General features: G+C 34.9%; 20 protein-coding genes. 4 read left to right on the forward strand and 16 right to left on the reverse strand.

Features of this window, described 5'->3' with window-relative positions; genetic code table 11:
- Both LNP04_RS06485 and recO read left to right on the forward strand, forming a co-directional pair.
- Positions 1-2,244, forward strand: coding sequence for a T9SS type A sorting domain-containing protein (locus tag LNP04_RS06485; RefSeq protein ID WP_229985737.1), 2,244 nt, complete (start codon positions 1-3; stop codon positions 2,242-2,244).
- A complete protein-coding gene (gene recO / locus LNP04_RS06490; RefSeq protein WP_229985738.1) occupies positions 2,244-2,930 on the forward strand; it encodes a DNA repair protein RecO in 687 nt (228 codons plus the stop codon). The genes LNP04_RS06485 and recO overlap by 1 nt, the downstream gene beginning before the upstream one ends.
- A gap of 3 nt (positions 2,931-2,933) precedes the next feature.
- Here recO and LNP04_RS06495 read toward each other — a convergent pair whose 3' ends face one another.
- The 6 genes from LNP04_RS06495 to LNP04_RS06520 form a co-directional block, all read right to left on the reverse strand.
- The gene (locus LNP04_RS06495; RefSeq protein WP_229985739.1) at positions 2,934-3,743 is read right to left on the reverse strand and encodes a glucose 1-dehydrogenase; all 810 of its coding nucleotides are present in this window, start codon (positions 3,741-3,743) and stop codon (positions 2,934-2,936) included.
- Between the two features lie 74 nt (positions 3,744-3,817).
- Complete coding sequence (locus LNP04_RS06500) at positions 3,818-4,300, reverse strand: N-acetyltransferase (RefSeq protein ID WP_229985740.1); 483 nt, start codon at positions 4,298-4,300, stop codon at positions 3,818-3,820.
- Between the two features lie 4 nt (positions 4,301-4,304).
- On the reverse strand, positions 4,305-4,931 hold the full coding sequence (locus LNP04_RS06505) for a DUF1684 domain-containing protein (RefSeq protein ID WP_229985741.1): 627 nt from the start codon (positions 4,929-4,931) through the stop codon (positions 4,305-4,307).
- A gap of 4 nt (positions 4,932-4,935) precedes the next feature.
- Positions 4,936-5,331, reverse strand: coding sequence for a hypothetical protein (locus LNP04_RS06510; protein WP_229985742.1), 396 nt, complete (start codon positions 5,329-5,331; stop codon positions 4,936-4,938).
- 70 nt (positions 5,332-5,401) lie between these two features.
- Entirely contained in the window at positions 5,402-6,907 is a 1,506-nt protein-coding gene (gene mqo, locus LNP04_RS06515) for a malate dehydrogenase (quinone) (RefSeq protein WP_229985743.1), read from the reverse strand.
- A 667-nt stretch (positions 6,908-7,574) separates the two neighbouring features.
- Positions 7,575-8,615 (reverse strand): NAD(P)H-dependent glycerol-3-phosphate dehydrogenase, encoded by a 1,041-nt coding sequence (locus tag LNP04_RS06520; RefSeq protein ID WP_129534708.1) that lies wholly within the window; start codon positions 8,613-8,615, stop codon positions 7,575-7,577.
- A gap of 223 nt (positions 8,616-8,838) precedes the next feature.
- On the opposite strand from LNP04_RS06520, the gene LNP04_RS06525 reads away from it, so the two are divergent.
- Complete coding sequence (locus LNP04_RS06525) at positions 8,839-9,864, forward strand: M23 family metallopeptidase (protein ID WP_229985744.1); 1,026 nt, start codon at positions 8,839-8,841, stop codon at positions 9,862-9,864.
- Positions 9,865-9,994: 130 nt separating this feature from the next.
- Here the strand turns inward: LNP04_RS06525 and LNP04_RS06530 are convergent, their stop codons facing one another.
- The 6 genes from LNP04_RS06530 to LNP04_RS06555 form a co-directional block, all read right to left on the reverse strand.
- On the reverse strand, positions 9,995-10,648 hold the full coding sequence (locus tag LNP04_RS06530; protein WP_229985745.1) for an NAD(P)-dependent oxidoreductase: 654 nt from the start codon (positions 10,646-10,648) through the stop codon (positions 9,995-9,997).
- 103 nt (positions 10,649-10,751) lie between these two features.
- Positions 10,752-11,162 (reverse strand): Rrf2 family transcriptional regulator, encoded by a 411-nt coding sequence (locus tag LNP04_RS06535; RefSeq protein WP_229985746.1) that lies wholly within the window; start codon positions 11,160-11,162, stop codon positions 10,752-10,754.
- Between the two features lie 124 nt (positions 11,163-11,286).
- Positions 11,287-11,775 carry a nuclear transport factor 2 family protein gene (locus LNP04_RS06540; protein WP_229985747.1) on the reverse strand — a complete coding sequence of 163 codons (489 nt, stop codon included), beginning with the start codon at positions 11,773-11,775 and terminating at the stop codon, positions 11,287-11,289.
- A gap of 86 nt (positions 11,776-11,861) precedes the next feature.
- Positions 11,862-12,434, reverse strand: coding sequence for a helix-turn-helix domain-containing protein (locus LNP04_RS06545; protein ID WP_229985748.1), 573 nt, complete (start codon positions 12,432-12,434; stop codon positions 11,862-11,864).
- A 25-nt stretch (positions 12,435-12,459) separates the two neighbouring features.
- Complete coding sequence (locus LNP04_RS06550) at positions 12,460-13,410, reverse strand: hypothetical protein (RefSeq protein WP_229985749.1); 951 nt, start codon at positions 13,408-13,410, stop codon at positions 12,460-12,462.
- 87 nt (positions 13,411-13,497) lie between these two features.
- Complete coding sequence (locus LNP04_RS06555; protein ID WP_229985750.1) at positions 13,498-13,932, reverse strand: FKBP-type peptidyl-prolyl cis-trans isomerase; 435 nt, start codon at positions 13,930-13,932, stop codon at positions 13,498-13,500.
- Positions 13,933-14,103: 171 nt separating this feature from the next.
- On the opposite strand from LNP04_RS06555, the gene LNP04_RS06560 reads away from it, so the two are divergent.
- Positions 14,104-15,105: a catalase gene (locus LNP04_RS06560; protein ID WP_229985751.1), complete on the forward strand. Its 1,002-nt coding sequence runs from the start codon at positions 14,104-14,106 to the stop codon at positions 15,103-15,105.
- 83 nt (positions 15,106-15,188) lie between these two features.
- Here the strand turns inward: LNP04_RS06560 and LNP04_RS06565 are convergent, their stop codons facing one another.
- From LNP04_RS06565 to LNP04_RS06580, 4 genes are all read right to left on the reverse strand, one after another.
- A complete protein-coding gene (locus tag LNP04_RS06565; protein WP_229985752.1) occupies positions 15,189-16,226 on the reverse strand; it encodes a TerC/Alx family metal homeostasis membrane protein in 1,038 nt (345 codons plus the stop codon).
- 111 nt (positions 16,227-16,337) lie between these two features.
- On the reverse strand, positions 16,338-16,949 hold the full coding sequence (locus tag LNP04_RS06570) for a TerD family protein (RefSeq protein WP_229985753.1): 612 nt from the start codon (positions 16,947-16,949) through the stop codon (positions 16,338-16,340).
- Positions 16,950-17,141: 192 nt separating this feature from the next.
- Positions 17,142-18,062, reverse strand: coding sequence for a hypothetical protein (locus tag LNP04_RS06575; protein ID WP_229985754.1), 921 nt, complete (start codon positions 18,060-18,062; stop codon positions 17,142-17,144).
- A 38-nt stretch (positions 18,063-18,100) separates the two neighbouring features.
- Positions 18,101-19,276, reverse strand: a complete 1,176-nt coding sequence (locus LNP04_RS06580; protein ID WP_229985755.1) for a toxic anion resistance protein — start codon at positions 19,274-19,276, stop codon at positions 18,101-18,103.
- Positions 19,277-19,282: the final 6 nt, after the last annotated feature.

Here is a 19,282-nt window from a genome sequence, read left to right on the forward strand (position 1 = left end):
ATGAAAAAATTCTCTATAATTTCTCTTGGTATTTTGGCAACTTTACAGATGGTAAAGGCTCAGAATATTTCATCAAAAAAATGGGCAGATCTATTTTCTTACAATAATGTTTTGGCATTAAAAGAAGATAACGGAAAAATAGTTGCAGCCACAGAAAATGGAATTTTTTATTATACTGTTTCTACAGGTGAAATTTCAAAGCTTTCTAAAGCAAACGGACTGCATGAAGTGAAAATTTCAGCTTTCGATTATAATCCGCAGACAAAAATTGGACTTGTAGGCTATCAAAACGGTTCTTTGGATGTTATTACACCTCAGGGAATTACGTATGTTATTGACATTCCTATTGCCATCGGATATAACGGAAGCAAAAAAATCAATCACATCTCAATCACAGGTGATAGAGCTGTAGTTTCCGTAGGATATGGAGTTTCTATTTTTGATCTGAAAAAGAAAGAATTTGGTGATTCTGCGTTCTTTGTTACCGGAGGAGTTTATCAGGCAAGTAATGAAGCTACAATTAAAGATAATAAAGTTTTTTCTGTAACCAATACAGGATTAAAAACCCATGAACTGAATACAACATTTCCGGTATTCACGACATGGACGACAGAATTGGCTGGAAACTTCACAGATATAGATTCAGAAAACATAGTCGCTTTTTCATCTGCTACAACAACCTACATTTACAATAATGGAGTTTCTACACCACTTGCACAGGCTTTTGGAAATGTGAGCGATGTGGTAGTGAATGCTGACAATATCGTTATTACAGATGCCAGCAGAATTTACAGCTATAATACAAATGGAACTTTCACAGGATCAGTAACCGTTGGAGAGAATTGCAATACGGCAACAAAGGTGGGCTCAAAAATATTTTGCGGAACTATTTTATCTGGTTTAAAGAGTGAAGATAATGTTATCTATAAACCGGATGGACCATACAATAATATTTCTTATAAGATATCTTTGCTGAATAACCAAATTTGGGTTTCTACAGGAGGTAGAGATGCTTATAATCAACCAATATTAAGGGATCTCGGTTACTATCATTTTGATGGAGGCAAATGGAATTATCCGGATTATTTTGTAAATAACCCTATAAATTTCAACGTATTAGATGCAGTAGCAAATCCATCAAATCCTAGTGAAGTATTTTTTGCTAACTATTCATTCTCGAATGGCGAGAAAGGGATTTACAAAATGGAGAATAATGTTTTTAAGAAAGTTTATAAGAATAACGATTCTGCTCCTGCTTATAATCGCCCAATAGGTATAACATTTGATGAAAACAATAACTTATTTGTTTCTGCCGGTCTTATAGAAAATGTTTCTGCAAACGCAGGATATTATTTTTACAACAGAACTGCAGATGACTTTACTCTGGTTCCTATTGTTGGTGCGGTATCTACTCAAAAACCATTTGCGAAAGAAGGATACTTATATATACCTTGTCCATATTTTGACCCTGGTGGATTAATTATCAAAGAATATGGTAACAATCCATCGTCAACAACATCACCATTTAAGATTATACGTAAGGAAAATAACTTGCCTGCTAATGGAACAGTGTCGGCAGCAATTGACAAGAATAATGATGTATGGATTGGTACACGAATAGGTCTCAGAATTCTTTCAAACCCAAAATCAGCGATTACAGAAAACAACCCTCAAACTACTCCTATTGTCATCGAACAAAATGGTATTGCTGAAGAACTATTTCGTGATAACAGCATTCTTCAAATTGAAGTTGATGGAGGAAATCAAAAATGGGTTTCCATAGAAGACGGTGGCGTTTATTACTTATCAGCATCTGGCGAACAAGTGATCAAGAGATTTACAAAAGAAAACTCGCCTCTTCCAACCAACAGTGTAACTGACATCAAGGTCGATAAAACCAATGGGAAGGTTTACTTTGTAACACTTGATGGAATTGTAACTTACCAAGGTGATGTTGCAGATGTAACCTCTGACTTCGGAAATGTTTTAGTCTATCCAAATCCTGTGGTTTATGCCCAGTTTAAAGGTAAAGTAACGATTAAAGGTTTAGCTGAGAAAACAAATATAAGAATTACTGATGCTGCAGGAAACATCGTGCATTCTGCAGTTGCCAGAACGGGATATTACGAATGGGATCTCAATAATCAAAAAGGTAAAAGAGTTGCTTCAGGAATCTATTTTGTACTGATGACCAATGAAGATGCAAGCGACAAAGCAACTGCAAAAATAGCCGTTGTTAACTAATGAATTCTCAAAACGGTTTTTTACTTTCATTTATAAAATATGGTGAAAACGATGCAATTTTGCATTGTTTTACCGAAGAGGAAGGCTTTCAGACTTATTTTCTAAAGGGTATTTATACCCGAAATAATAAGAAGAAAGCCTTTCTTTTGCCTTTAAATAAATTAAATTTTTCAATACGGGTTGGTAGAAGTGGCAGTATGCAGACGATATCTAATCTAGAAATACTGAATCTTCATGATGTTTATACAGACATCAAAGCCAATACTGTCGTATTTTTTATTTCAGATTTTTTAAACCAAATTTTAAGAAACGAAAATAAAAATCCAGCAGTGTTTTATGTCATTGATGAATTTATAGACCAGCTCAACAACAAAAATTACCAGTCGCACCTTATTTTTTTAATTAAAATATTAAAAATTCAAGGAGTTGCACCACTTTTAGATGAAGGAAATTTTCTTGATCCGGAAACCGGAACTTTTTCTCATTTTTCTAGTCACCTGCTGTTTGATGAAGAAATTTCTTTATTTTGGAAGAGCATTATTTCGTCACCAAATCCTTACGACAATAAAATTCCATTTTCAAAAAGAAAAGTTTTTTTAGACAGCATTTTGGTTTATTATCATTATCACATTTCGGATTTTAAAACTCCGAATTCTTTAGAAATTATTCAGCAGATTTTTGAATGAAATTTATCCGTTATCCGAAAAACTCTCAAGGCTGGTCATTCCTCCATCCACAAAAATACTTGCTCCAGAAATATAATCTGCAAGATCACTTGCTAAAAAAGCCGCCAAATTCCCGATATCTTTTGGCTGACCAATTCTATTATAAGGAATCAGCTCAAGTAACGAATTCAAAGCATCCTTTGTTTCCCAAGCTTCTTTATTAATCGGCGTTTGAATCGCTCCTGGTCCAATAGAATTCACACGGATTTTATCTGCACCGTATTCCTGCGCCAAAGTCTGCATCAGCATTTTGATAGCTCCTTTACTTGCAGCATAATTTGCATGGCCAGCCCAAGGAATAATTTCGTGTACCGAACTGATATGAATGATTTTTCCACAAGCCACAGAACGGGTAGTATCGATTCCGCGACGTAGGAATTCTTTAATGGCTTCTCTTGAGCAAAGAAAATGTCCCGTAAGATTGACTCCCATGACTGCATTCCAGTCGTCCAATGTCATTTCGGTAAATTTTGCATCTTTCTGAATTCCGGCATTATTGATGAGAATATCAACCGTACCGAATTTTGCAATGACATCTTTAAACATTCTAATCACTTCATCCTCCTTTGAGACATCGCACTGATAAGTTATTCCGCTGCCTCCTGCATTGGTTATTTCCTTTAAAACTTCCTGAGCGCTATCGTGAGATTTTTCCGAAGAATGATTGATGATAACGGTTGCTCCGGCTTCGGCAATAGATTTTGCGATTCCTGTTCCTATTCCGCTTGATGCACCTGTGATGATCGCAACCTGATTTTTTAATGATACTTCCATAATGAATATTCAAATAGTGTCTAAACACAATTGAAAGTATCACGCCAAACTAGAAATTTATTTTTTAAATTATCCTAGAGTTTTTTAAACAATAAGAACTGAGGTCCGCTTCTGCCTTCTCTCGTTTTACCTTCAAATTCATAACCGCTTTTGACATACAATTCAAAAGCTGAGGTATTTTTTTCGTTTACTGCTAAAACAATCTCATTGCAATCTGCAAAATGTTCTTTTATAAAATAATCGACTTCAATCATTGCGGATTTTCCAATTCCTTTTCCCTGAAAATTTGGGTTTACAGATAACGAACGAAGTAAAACCGAATCCGGATTTTCTGTAAGATCAAATTTATCGTCACCAAAATCAAGCACAAAAAATCCGGCAATCTTTTCATCATAGAAAATGGTAATTGGGAAAGCGAAAAAATTTCCTTTCTGATTTCTCTCTTCTATTCTTTCTAAAGATTGTTTTGCCGTTGAGGTATACTGCGACTGAATATCACCCAGAACATAATCAAGTTCAGGAAGATCTTCAGGTTGATGAAATTTTAATTCAGTCATAGTTTTAATGATGATAAATATCTTCGTACATCACTCCTGCTCGTATTTCTACCGCCAATTTATTTTCTTCAGGAACGATCGGGCAATTGTAATCATACGCATTGTAAGCACAGAAAGGCTGATAAGATTGATTAAAATCTAAAACAATTGTATTGCCGCTTGGAATTTTCAGATCCATATATTTTCCGCCACCATAAGTTTCTTTATTGTTGGTTTCATCATGAAAAGGAAGAAAAAGATGATTTTTATATTTTTCCATTTTCATTAAATCTAAACTTTGGTAAATGGTTAAGGTATAAGATTTTCCATCTAATTCAAAGGTTGCTTTTCCAAACTCCTGATACGATTTTGATTTTCCTGATGATGTTGGCAAATCAAAAGGTTGAGGATTTTCAGTTTTAATAAATCTTGCAGTAACTCTGTATTTTAAATCAATCGGAAAGAAAGGATGTCGTTTAAATTTCTTGAAATTATCATCTCTCAAAGGTGTTTCTTTTGGGTCTAAATATTCTTTATTTAAATCTTGCTGAAATTTCTTGATTTCTTTAATTTCTTTCGATTGCCTTTTATTGATTTGGGAAAATGCAAATACTGGAAGTATAAAAAATAGAAATAGGATATATTTTTTCATTGAATTATTCTGAAATTTTAATTCTGTAAATATCTGACGAATTTCTTTTAATTGATTTCACAAAAAAACCACCTTCTTCAGGAATGATCTCTTTAAAATCAAAACTTTTGCAGTCTTTCGGAAGACCTGAAAAGATTAAAGTAAACCAAAAATCTCTCATAAAGGGAACAGCCGTCCAGTTTGGATAAATAGTGATATTTTCAGCGTGAATTAATTTACTTTTGTGACTGGAAGAATTGTCTACCAAGTAAGTCGTATTCCAGATTCTGATAAGATTTCCCAAAAACGGTGACGCTGGGAAACAGCAATGCACAATCACCTGCTTCTCTTCATCAACTTTTGTTTGAAGAGATTCCAGCAATTCTTTTGCGATAATGGGTTTTACAATGACTTCTTCCATAGTTGATGGTTAAAATAGGTAATTTTTCAGCGCTGTCTAATTACTTATTGCCGATTACTCTTACTTATATTTAATATTTGAGTTCTAATTTTTCTTTACTGTAAGCTCTCACTTTCTCTGTAAGTTCAGGATTGTTGGCTAATTTCTGTCCATAAGACGGAATCATTTCCAATAATTTTTCTCTCCACTCACCATTCAATTTTTCAGGAAAACATTTTTCAAGAATATTGACCATTGCAAAAACTGCCGTGGAAGCTCCGGGAGATGCACCTAGCAGAGAAGCAATCGTCCCTGCCTGATTAACTACGACCTCGGTTCCGAATTCAAGTTTTCCACCCTGTTTTCCATCTCTTTTAATAACCTGTACCCGTTGTCCTGCAACTTTCAGTTCCCAGTCTTCCTCTTTGGCGTCTTTCACAAATTCTCTTAAATGCTGAATTCTCTGAGCTTTGGTCATCGCAACCTGCTGAACCAGATATTTTGTAAGAGGAATGTTGTGCCACCAAGCTCCGAAAAGTGATTTTATATTCTTTGTGTTGACACTTGCAGGCAAATCAAGATAATTTCCTTCTTTTAAAAATTTAGTAGAAAATCCTGCAAAAGGACCAAATAATAATGCCTTTTTACCGTCAATAATTCTTAAATCCAAATGCGGAACCGACATTGGCGGTGCATCAACAGTCGCCTGAGTATACACTTTTGCCTGATGTTTTTTTACCAGCTCAGGATTATGTGTCACCAGCCATTCTCCGGAAACCGGAAAACCACCATAACCTTCACTTTCTTTAATGTCTGAACTTTCCAGCAAAGGTAAAGCATATCCTCCGGCTCCGATGAACACAAAGTCTGCAACCACTTCCTGTTTGTGACTGTGAATTCTGTCTTTGACCTTCATTTCCCACTTTCCATCATCTCTTGGGTCGATGTCTTTTACTTCATGATACAAGAAAACTTCAACATTTGAATCTTCCAATAAATGTCTTCCCATTTTTCGGGTTAAGCTTCCGAAATTAACATCGGTTCCCAAATCCATTTTTGTGGCTGCCAGAACTTCTGACTCATTTCTTTTGCTCATCACCAAAGGAATCCATTCTCTTAATTGATTATGATCAGTTGAAAATTCCATTGCTGAAAACAATGGAGAACCTTTCATCGCTTCATGGCGTTTTTTAAGATATTCGGCATCTTTTTCGCCAAATACCAAACTCATGTGTGCACAAGAATTGATGAAATCTGAAGGAGTCGAAATATATTTTTTGTCAATAAGATAAGACCAAAACTGTTTTGAAATTTCAAATTGTTCGGCAATTTTTTCTGCTTTTGAAATATCGATTGTTCCGTCTTGATTTTCCGGTGTATAATTCAATTCGCAGAAAGCTGAATGCCCTGTTCCTGCATTATTCCATGCAGCGGTGCTTTCTTTGGCAAATCTTCCCAATCTTTCGAAGATTGCTATATTTAAATTGGGATCAAATTCGTGAAGTAAAGTTGCTAATGTGGCACTCATAATTCCGCCTCCGATTAGAACAACATCATATTTTGGTTTTGGTGTTCTGCTTAAAATTGTATTCGGCATTCCATTAAATTTACTACGAATTTCGGGAAAAGTTTTTTATCAAATGCGTGTTTAATGATTTTTAACATGGTAAATTTTGATTTGAAATTTTGGAATTTATTCTCTCGCAGATTGAACGGATTTTGTAGATTTTCTAATTGAACCTGTAAAAAGAAAATTATTGAAAATCGGTTATTTTTGATTGTGCTTAATTTATCGCAAAGTCAAACAAAGAATTTTAAATCTTTTCCGTAATGAGTTATACAAAGGCGTAAACTCAATAAAGAAATACAAGGTTTTTTTCAATGATGACAGATTGTAGCCAATTATCAAAATTATATATGTGGTTGCTCCGTAGGTGCAAAATGTTTGTAGAAATAAATAGCACTGAGGAATTGAGAGCTCCGTAGGAGCGAGACGATTTTATCATTCCACTTGTTGTTTTTACACATTATAATTGGCTCTTTTTTACTTTCTCCTTGGCTATGAAACATCGAATTGCAACAGCCCGACTTGAACGGAGCTCTTTTTGCCGGAGCAAAGCGGAGGCGAAAAAGCGGGAGTGGAAGGCGGAAATAGCTGCCATAAAAATATAAAATTGCTATTCGACGTACTGTCAAAAGCTTCCATAAAAAAACACCAGCAAACAAATGCTGATGTTCTATTTTTGATTTAGTTTAAAATATTCTTAATTCAATTTTGCAGTCAGTTTTTTGAACTGTTTCTCTGCGTTTTTACCCTCATACAAAATCGCATAAATAGTATCAATGATGGGAAGTTCAAGATTTTTCTGTCTTGCCGTTTTATAAATTGAATCAGCAGCATAATACCCTTCTGCAACCATATTCATCGACTGAATAGCTGATTTTACGGTGTAGCCTTTTCCAATTAAGTTCCCTAAGTTTCTGTTTCTTGAGAACAATGAATAAGCCGTCACGAGTAAATCTCCCAAATAAGCACTCTCGTTCACATCTCTAGGTGCTTCGTAAATCGCTTCGAGGAAGGTTTCCATCTCACGGATCGCATTGGATACAAAAACCGCCGTAAAGTTATCTCCGTAACCTAAACCGCTTGCAATACCCGCTCCGATTGCGAAAATATTTTTAAGAATGGCACTGTACTCATTTCCTAAAATATCTTTGCTGGAATTGACTTTGATAAAATCAGAATTAAAAATTCCAACCAATTTATCTGAAGTTTCATCTTCAACAGTAGCAACTGTCAGATAAGACAATCTTTCCATCGCAACTTCTTCTGCGTGACAAGGCCCCGCAATGACTGCCTGATTTCTGAAACCGATTTGGAATTCTTCCTTTAAATAATGCGCTACGACATCATTGACTTTAGGAATTATCCCTTTGATTGCCGATACAAAAATTTTGTCTTTGTACTCACAGGTCATTTTATCCATCGTGTCTGACAGATAAATGGACGGAGTCGCCAAAACCACCACATCGCAAGCTGTAACCAACTCATTGATATCGGTTGTAAGCTTTAAATTTTTAAGATTAAAATTAACTGCCGTAAGATACGTCGGGTTGTGACCACGAAGCTCGATTGCACCTTTTACAAATTCACTTCTCACGCACCAATGTACTGTTTTACAGTTTTCAACAAGCATTTTCACAATCGCCGTAGCAAAACTTCCGCTGCCGACAACTCCTACAGAAATGTCTTTTTTAGGCTTTTTTGAGTTTGCAGATTCTGAAATTGTTTTCTTTTTCGCCATAATTAAAGTGTGAACTGCAAATATATTAAAACAAAGAATCAACAAGACTTTATAAATCTGATAAACCTCATTTTTTGAAAAATTTAACATTGCTATACAATTAAATATCTAAAAATCCGTTAAATATGGATTATCATAAATTTAAATTAAAGATATCGCTCAAATATTATTTTTAATTAAATTTGCACCCTTAAAACGGTTTTTAAATTCTAAGAAAGAGAAAATGAAGAAATTTTTAAGAAGCAAAAAGAAGGTAAACATTCTGATTGGGGGACTTTTACTGATAGTTTTTGCACAAAGTATTTTTATCGCCAACTTATTTTCAAAAAAAGATGATAAAAATTACGAAGTTAATCTGGTAAAAATAAACACCGAAAAAGACAGTGTAGATTACCTGAAAATGAAGACTGACCTTAGTTTAGTAGATCAAACAGTAGGACAGCTGAATTCATTTTTAAAATCTAAAGACATCAAGAATGAAAAACTCATGGTTCTTGATAGCGACAGTATCTCAAACTCTATTTATCTGGCAAAACAATCAAACAGATACAGCAAATATCTGATGGACTTGCAGAAAAAACTGATGCAGGTTCCTTTGGGAATGCCTAGTGAGGGTTATATTTCATCTAATTTTGGGATCAGAAAAAACCCAATTCCATTCAAAACAGTGTATGCATCTGTAAAATCAATTGCAGAAACAAAGCCAGCAGCTGTTGCTGTAGCCACTCCAAAACCTGAAGTAAAAGCAGAACCTTACGAAAAAATATTAGAAGTAACGGACAGTTACGGAAATAAACGTGAGGTAAAAGTTTGGGTAACACCAAAAGCGAAAACAGAGGCTGTTGCTGCCGCACCTACAACTTCTTCTACGAAAACTGTTGCTACAAATACATCAAAAGCACCTGAGAAAAACAATCCACCTGCAGAAGCCGACCAAATGCAGTTTCATAAAGGTTTAGATATTGCCGTTCCTTTTGGATCTGATGTCATTGCTACAGCAGCCGGAACAGTTATTTTTTCAGGGCAAAAAGGTGGTTATGGAAATTGTGTGATTGTTTCCCACGGAAATGGTCTGGCAACACTTTACGGACATTTATCACAATTAGTTGCTAAGGCAAATGATAAAGTAAAAGTAGGACAAGTGATTGCAAAATCAGGAAATTCAGGACGTTCGACAGGTCCGCATTTGCATTATGAGGTGCACAAGAACAATACTCCGGTTAATCCGAAGTTGTTTATGAATTTGTAAATTTGATTTAGATAACAAGAGCCTCGGCGGCACCTTTGGTGCCGCCGAGGCTCTTATGACGATTTATTAATCGGATTTTATCCGATGCTTTGTAAGATTGCCCCCATTGGGGCTTTTTGACAAAATTGAATTAATAAGCAGCCGTAAAACGTTCACGGATGTGATTATTCTGCTCTAACTCATCAACCAAAGCGACTGCAACATCTTCTACAGACAAAATACTTCTTCCGTTTTCATCAAATACAGGCGATTCTAAAGAGGTTCTGTATTTTCCGGTTCTGATTCCTGCTGTTCCTTTGTGCATCTCGATGGCAGGGCTGAAAAACGTCCAGTCTAATGTTTCATTTTTCTTGATTTCATTTAAATAATCTCTTGCAGCCGTGGCTCCCGGTTTGATGTCCGCAGGGAAATCCGGACCGTCAACCAATTGATTTCCGTCGATGAACAAGCTTCCTGCCCCACCAACGGTGATAAATCTTTTGACACCCGATTTTTCAACTGCTTTTTCGATGTTTTTACTTCCGTTTAGAAAATCATTGTAAAGATTAGGATTCGCCCAGCCTGCATTGAACGTGTTGATTACTGCATCATTTCCTTTTAAAGCTTCAGCTAAATCATCAATGTTATTGACATCAATACTTTTGGCGATTACATTTTCTTTCTGCTCAACTTTTGAAGTATCTCTTACAATGGCATCTACAGAATACCCTCTTGTTTCCAATTCTTTTACAACCTGTGTTCCCACAAATCCTGTGGCTCCGATTACTGCTACTTTTTTGTTCATACTTTTAAATTTATTTTTAAAGGAATTCACGAAACTTATGGTTTCATTTTTATTATATTAAACTAATTGTAATAAATTTTGTTACATTTTAAATCAAAAAAATTTAATCAAATTGATTGGTAAATTCTTGCAACGATTTATCTCCCAAAAAACCTTTCACCAAAAGATTTGTCTGCTCAAAAAGCATTGAAAGATGATTGTTAATCACCTTCCCTACCGGACATGAAGGATTGGGATTCTGATTTTTCTTTCCTAAAACTTCGTTGTTTTTTACAGCTGCATAGATTTCAGAAATTTTAATTTCTTCAGCACTTTTCGCTAGCTTGGTTCCGCCATCTTTTCCCAATCGGCTTGTGATTAATCCGGCTTCACGCAATTCACGCAATTCTTTACGAACGATTACAGGATTTACATTGATGCTTCCAGCTAACCAATCAGAAGTAAGCCACTCCTGAGGAACTTTTGCCAATAAAGTCATGATATGTATTGCTGTAGCAAATCTTGTGTTACTCATAATTACATGGCAAAGATACAAAATTTTTAATTGTAACAAAATTAATTACAATTAAAGTATCTAATTGTAATTAATTTTATGAGAACAAATAAACTTTAGTTTTAAAGTTTACCTATATCATTTGCTATTGATGATCATAACTGAGAACATCACTCATCATCCAAGTTCCTTCTTTTTTGATCCAGACGCTTGTGAATTTTGCCTGACCACCCAAAACATCATCTTTATTCTTTTCACGAATATAAAACTGATGCTCTCCGGTTTGTATTGCCCCATACAAAACGCCGTTGTTGTACAAAGGAAAAACGTCCAAACTACTTTCAATTACTTTACGAATCGGTTTTTGTTTTGGGTTTGAACAGATATTTTCTTTCGTTCTTTGCAAAAACAATTTTTTGTTCTGAAAGCCTCCTTTGTCGTGATAGAATTTTAAATTATCATCAACCTTTTTTTCTAAAAATGCCATATCACAACCATTAAATCCACGCTCGAAAAAGACACTGTCTTCTTTTTTTAATTCTAAAAATAATGTGGAATTTTTCTCAATTTGGGCTTGTACAATTCCGAAGAAAAGGAAGAGAATAAAGATACTAATGTTGAATTTTTTTGTCATTGATTTATTTTTGACAAAGATTCATAATAAATTGATTTCAACTCAAAAAATGAACCTGACAAAAACCCGACAATTGCCAGTCACATCTATATGATATTGAAATTCAAATGATAACGCAGTTTTTGCTTTTTATCAATTTCGTAGGCATTCCTCAGAATAATGTAAACATTTGCGAGTGCTAAGAAAACCATAGTCATCATAACAGATCCTGAACCTAACTTCAGTAAAGCAATTAACATAAAAATAATTGGGGAAATGATGGCTAAAAATATTTGGAGAGAAATGATTTGTTTAACGATTTGAGATTTCTCTTTTGTAAAAATCATAATCAATAACGGCGGCAAAAAATTAACAATCGGAAACCATGCAAGAGGAAGCGAGGAAAGATTAATCATTTTGATTAAAGTAGAATTGAAAACCTCATCTTTTTCTGTCATCAAAATTGGATCTTCAACTTTGATTTCTTCATTTGAAATTTCTGCAATCAACAAATCTTTTTCTGAAATTTCGAGACTTAGTGCAAGAGTTTTCAAAGTATATCCTTTCGGTTCTGTTCCAGCTTCAATCCTTTGAATTGTCCTCACAGAAAGACCCGACTTCTCAGCTAATTCTTCCTGAGTTAGATTCTTTTCTTCCCTTATTTTTTTTAATTCCGACATTGGAAACAAATTTAAAGATTCAGTATTACAAAATCAATTTATCTAAATCTAAAAGTAAATAATTGATGGTCTGATTAATCGTTCTCGTTGCCGACTGCATCTGGTTGAGCATTGCCGCACGATTTTGTAGATCTCCTGCACGATAAAATCCGCCATCACTGAAAATTACCGATTGATCAGCTGCGGTCAGCTGGTCATCAAACTGATAATGAAGCCATCTTTGTTTCATATTTTTTACAATTGAATGATCTTGTCTGTTAGAAAACTTCTTCTCAGTGTACATATACCAGATAAAAGGCGGGAAATTCGGAGATTCCAGTTTTTCATTCCAAACATCTCTGAGCAAGTTTCTCTGATGAATAAATTCCACTTTTTTACCTTTCGGGTTTAAAGTTGCCAGACCAAAACCTGCTCCCAAACCACCACCGGCAATATCGATAGCGCTACTCCAACTGTCATTTTTCACAATTCCACCAGCTACGGAAGCGGCTGCACCTGCAACGATTGAATATAAAATCAATCGATTATTTCGTGAGTCATTCAGATTATCGACATAACTTCCGATTTGTGCTACACGCTCACCTTCACAGTCAAACTCGGCAGCGACGGCATCTAATTCCGTCAGTGCAATGGTAATTTTGCTGTTGATTTTCATTTTAAGCTGCAGCACTTTCACCTGCGAACTCAAAGAAGAATCTTTTTTAAGCTCCATGATCTCGTTCACTTCATCAAGGTTATCTAAAGCATTTAAAACCAAAATACTTTGGTCAGAAAACACATTTTTCAGCTTTTGATTGGCCAAAAGAATAGAATCTGAATTGTAAGAAGGTATTTTGTTGTTATAATTATATTGAAAAGGTGCTTTGCAATAACTGTCTTTCAGAGTCAGGATATTCTGCTTTATCGTTTGATTCTTTTTGGAAACACAAGACGTAAGCAAAATTGAAATCACAAAAAAACAGGAAAACTTCTTCATTCTCATTCAGACTTTAAAAATACGATGTTCTAAAATAAAAAAATTACCCGAAAAACAGGTAATTTAATCTAAATATATGCGTTGAAATTATTTAATATCTAACAATTCAACCTGGAAAACAAGGGTACTGTTTGGCCCTATTTCCTTGCTGATCTGCTGATCTCCATAAGCCAAATGAGGCGGAATAATCAATCTCCACTTGCTGCCTACAGGCATTAATTGTAGAGCTTCTGTCCAACCTTTGATCACTTTGTTTAAAGGAAATGATGCCGGAGTTCCTCTTTTCACAGAACTGTCGAAAACTTTCCCACCGATTGTCGTTCCGTGATAATGACATTTTACCACCGATTTCGGACCCGGTTTTGGTCCGTCGCCTTCAACCATGATCTCGTACTGTAAACCGCTTGGCAATTCTACCACGCTTTCTCTTTTACCGTATTCAATCATATATTCCTGACCGTCTTTCAGGTTTTTCTCTGCCTGCTCTTTTTTGCGTTTAAATAACATATCTGCTACTCCCATAATTTTTTTTACAAAGATAGTATTTTATAGATGGAAGCTAGAAGCTGGATGAATGAAGTTTTAGAGTTGTAAAGTTTGTTCTATTAATCTGCATCTAAAATTCAAACAAGTTTAATATTCTCTTAACCTAGAATTAGAAACTTGGCGTTATAATTGAGTTTTAAAAACTATATGCCAAATCCACTAAAATATAATAAGAATTTTGACAAGCTTTCATACGAAGAGAAACAGCTTCTTGAGGAAAATAAAAAAAGCATTGCAGATTTTGTAGAGCACTCATCGACGCTAAGCGACGTTAATTATGCAACAAGAAACGCTCATGCAAAAACTTATGCCGTTCTGAAAGGAGAATTTATCATCAACCCGGAGATGCGCACTGACCTTCTGTATCTTTTTGATAAAGAAAAGTACAATATTGTGATAAGGCTTTCTAATGCCCATTTAAAGATAAAAAATAATAAAAAAGATATTCCGGCTTATGGTCTCGCTATCAAAATAAAAGATGACGCAGATCGTACAATTGCCAATTATCCTTTGGTGAATTTCCCTTTATTTCCAATTAATTCTGTTTCTGTTTTTTTAAAATTATTTACCGCAATCAATCGGTTTTTCATTAAAAAGTGGGGAAATATTACTCCTCTACTATCGCAGGTTTATCAAGTGATGCCAAGCATTTTCACGGGTTCATTTTTAAAGAAAAGTTTAGAGTTTTTATTTAAAAAGAATGACTTTATGTTGTCTTTCGATTATCATTCTGTCGGTGTTTACCGCTTGGGAGAACACATGATGAAAATAAAATTGAGCCCGAAAAATCCGCAAAGAAAATTTGGTAAAGATTTAACTACAAAAAAAGCAATTGAAAATTTTTGTCTTCAGGAAAATTATAATGCTGATGTGATGATTCAATTTTGTTATGATTTAAAAGATCAACCCATCAATATTCTAAATCGTGAATGGAAGAATTCACCTTTTATTAAAATTGGTGAAGTAAAAATTGAGAAAAATTCTTTTCTAACGCCAAATACCTGTGATAATGAATTGCTGTCTTTTAATCCATTTGAAAGCGCAGAAATCTTCCAGCCTGTCGGGAAAATTCAGAAACTGCGGGATGAAGCGTATAAAGTTTCACTTCAGACGAGGAAGAAGATTAATAAGCTTTTGAAATATAAGTAAGGTGAATGGTCAATTTATTTTATAAAACCTTGAAAAGTTTAAATAAAAAAGGCTCTACAAATTGTAAAGCCTTTCAATATTTATTATTCTATTGTTTCTTTTTCGTCTTCCTTTTTATCAGGGAAAATGATGGATAGCAGAACCGATATGACCAATACTCCGCCTACAATTCCTAATGAAACCGGTGATGAGATATGATACCAAGGAGCAATCAACATTTTAACACCAATAAAGGCTAAGATAATCGCCAAACCATAAGGCAGTTTGCTGAACATGTGAATGAAATTCGCCAGCAAGAAATACAATGATCTCAATCCTAAAATCGCAAAAATATTCGATGTATACAAGATAAAAGGGTCATTTGAAATTGCAAAAATCGCCGGGATTGAATCTACCGCAAACAATACGTCGGTAAACTCAATTACCGCTACTACAACCAAAAGCGGAGTTGCCATTTTGATTCCGTTTTGTATGGTGAAGAACTTGTCACCATCGTAATTATCAGAGACTTTCCAGAAACTTTTGATCAACTTTGCACCAGCTGTATCACCGTAATTTTCGTTATCATCATCGCCGTCGTCACCCCAAGATTTAATTCCCGCATAGATTAGGAACAATCCGAAAAGGGTCATTACCACGTTGATTCTTACTGGATGACCGAAAACATTCATTTCAGGCAAATAAGTGAGATCAATTAACTCAACTCCTGCAAAAATAAAGATGGCTCTGAAGATCAAAGCTCCGATAATTCCCCAAAATAAAACTTTGTGATGAAGAAATTTAGGAACTTTAAAGAATCCAAAAACCAATATAAATACGAAAAGATTATCGACCGAAAGTGCTTTCTCAATCCAGTACGCCGCCTGATATTGTGTAAATTTCTCTACAGCTACCGCATGACTTCCGGCCGTTCCGTCGGTATTGAAAACCCAATATACCACTCCAGAAAAAACCATTGAAAGAGAAATCCAAACGACTGACCAAATGGTCGCTTCTTTTGAAGATACCTCATGGCTTTTTTTGTTGAAAACTCCTAAATCTAAGAGTAGCATGATAACCACCGTTATCGCAAATCCCCAAACTAAGCCAGGGTGTAAATCTAAAATATTATGTTGTTCCACTTTAAATTAATATGTGTTATTATATGATAAAAGCAATAGCTGTAAAGATACAGGTATTGCTTACTATTTATGAGCCTAAAACTACAATTTCAGACAGATTGTTTACTGATTTTACAAATATTTTTGCTTCACAGTCTCAATTGTCTGCTCCAATTTTCTGTCAGCTGTAGGATCTCCGATAGCGTTGAATTTCCATTCGTTGTTTCTCTTGTAAAAAACTCCCATCACCATTGCAACGTGACCGTTGAAAGACTTATCATTGGCAATATCATATTTAGCAAAAACTTCTCTCACGTTTGTAGGAGTTCCTTCATAGATACGGATTGACGCAAAAGGAATGGTTCCGAAATCCTGACCTTTGTAACTGTTTAAAACTAAAGCAACATGCTCAACAGCAGAATCTAAACCAGAAAAATCAATTGTGATTACTTCGTTATCTAAGCCATCATCACCACCTACGTCACCTGTTAAATCATCTCCGCTGTGTTTTACAGAACCGTTTTTAGATTTAAGGTTACCGAAATAGATTACTTCAGTAGCATTTTTGTTTGTATCATATAAAATGCAGCTTCCGTCTAAATCTACTGCTTCTTTTGAAACACCACCGAAGAAACTTTTCTTCTCGATTGCGCCCCAGTTTATTCCGACACAAGCTTGGGAAAGCGTTGTTCCGTTTTCTTTTGTAAGGTTTATTCTCTGACCTTTTTGTAAGTTGATAGCCATATTTATTTTTTTGTTTAATTATATTTTGAATCTTTGTTTATTGCTTAAATTTATTTTAACGCAAAATCCTCAAAGATTTTTTTTAAATTCCTTGTATATTTTTCGTTCGCAAGGGCGTTCCAGTCAGCAAAGAAAAACAAATCTTTTACAGCTTTAAAGTTTTAGGTAAACAGATTTACTTTTTACTTTAAATTAATTATTTAAATTTAAATTCAACATTGCCCTAAGAATATTGGTTTCTTCGTTCACGTCAAATATTTTGCTCATGATATCTACACTTTCGATATTTTTGAGATAATCTTTTAAAACATTGTCGACTCCTTCAGGCAAAATTCTTTTCTTTTCGTGAATGGTTTCTTCAAGCTCTTCGTTTCTTCTCTTGAGCTGATTCATTACCGAAGCTTGGTTTGATTCATTTTCGGAAGTATCCAAATAAGATAATTCATCATCAATCAGGTACAATTTTCTTTCTTCAACATTAAAAATAAAATGCTCATCCGACTGAAAGATCTTAAACAATTCATATTCGTCACGTCCGATTCTGTAGCCACAAACAAAACGAACTTTGAAATTCTGAATATTCAGTTTACCCAATAATTTTCTTTCTATCGAATAATCCTGATACTGATAAGACGGAAAATTGCCCAATTTCAGCTTTCCTTCATCGGCTTCCGTTCTGTAGAATTCCACTGCATATTTTTTGTGGAAATATAAAACATCATTCCAGTTCAGCGTAAATTTATCTTCGGTAAGATCTTTATACAGCTTTCTTAGATGTTCAGAAAAAACTCCGCTGTAGAATTTTCGATCTGTTTCAAAATTATCTATTTTTTTCTCCTCAAAAGCATCAATATATTGGTTGTTGATATTGATTTCATTGATTACTGCCAAAAGATCATTTTCTTTTTTCTTTTTGATCTTTGTGAGCAGTTGTATCAGACTGTCAGTATATTGCAAATGGAAAAGCTCTAATTTATTGTAATCTAAAGTCTTGTTTTCTTCGAATAATTTATGAATAATATCTGTTTTTATGTACACCGATATTACGTCAATATTTTCAAAGAAATTAGAGAGAAGTTTAAGCTTCGTTAATCTTCTTCTGCTTTGGGACATTATGTTTACAACCTCATCATTCACGCTTTTGCCCTATTTTACCCTCTGATATTTGCTTTCAATTCTGATTCTAAAGTCTGTAGATCCTGATCCAGTTTTCTTCTGCTTTCTGTACCCTGTTTCTGAATTTGTTTCACTTCATTCAACGTATTGATCAACATCGCAGTTGTTTCTTTCAGTGTTTCAGCTGAAACAATGGTCTGCTCATTGGCCTTTGCCACGTTGATTGAATTTTGACCCAGACGTTCTGCATTTTTTCTCAAAATTTCTTCTGTTGTAGAAGATACTTTCTGCTGAACTTCAATATTCTGCTGTTGTCTGTGCATTGCGACTGCTAACGAAAGCTGATTTTTCCAAACCGGTAAAGTTGTCGTTAAAATCGTCTGTGCTTTTTCAGCAATCGAAACGTTATTATTTTGCACCAATCTGATCTGCGGGAGCGACTGCATCATAATCAGACGCACCACTTTCAAATCAGCCAGTCTTCTATCTAATCTGTTGATAAAATCTCTTTTGTCTGCAATCTGGTAATCGGCAAAATTCTGAACATTGGTTTCCATGTTTGCCAATTCTACAGCAGCTTTTTCCATTCTAAGGTTTCCAGCGATGACCAATTCTTCAATAGCTTTGATTGAATTGACATTGCTATCAAAAATAGTCTGCAAAACTGCATTGTCTTTGGTAGAAGTAATGATTCCTGCATTTACTTTATGAGAAATCTGGTCGATATTGCTGGTAATCTTATCATATTTAGCAAAAAGATTATCTACCTGAGTCAACATCTTTTTCATGAAAGGAAGTCTGCTCAGGAAACCTTTTACGCCGCCGTTATTGATCTCATCTACGTCAACATAATTTAATTCAACCAATAAATTATTGATTAATTCTCCTACTTCACCTGAATTTGACCTTCTTACATTTCCTAGAAAACTATCACTCTGATTCGCTAAAGTTTTCTGCAAATCTGAGCCGAAATTCACGATAGAACCCGGATTTGATTCGTCGATTGCATTGGCTAATAGTTCATACTTATGGCGTTCTGCATCCTGAATCTGACTTAAATTCACATTCCCGTCTCTGTCCACAAGAACTGCCGGAGCTGAACTTTGCGCTGGCTGAGCAGGCTGCGCCGGTGGTAGTGGCGTTGGCTCAAACGTCTTCAAAGGCTCGATCGATTGAAGTGGATCTATATTTTGATTTTCTTGATTATCCATAATTGA

The sequence above is a fragment of the Chryseobacterium sp. C-71 genome (assembly GCF_020911865.1).
In the GTDB taxonomy this organism is placed as follows: Bacteria; Bacteroidota; Bacteroidia; order Flavobacteriales; family Weeksellaceae; genus Chryseobacterium.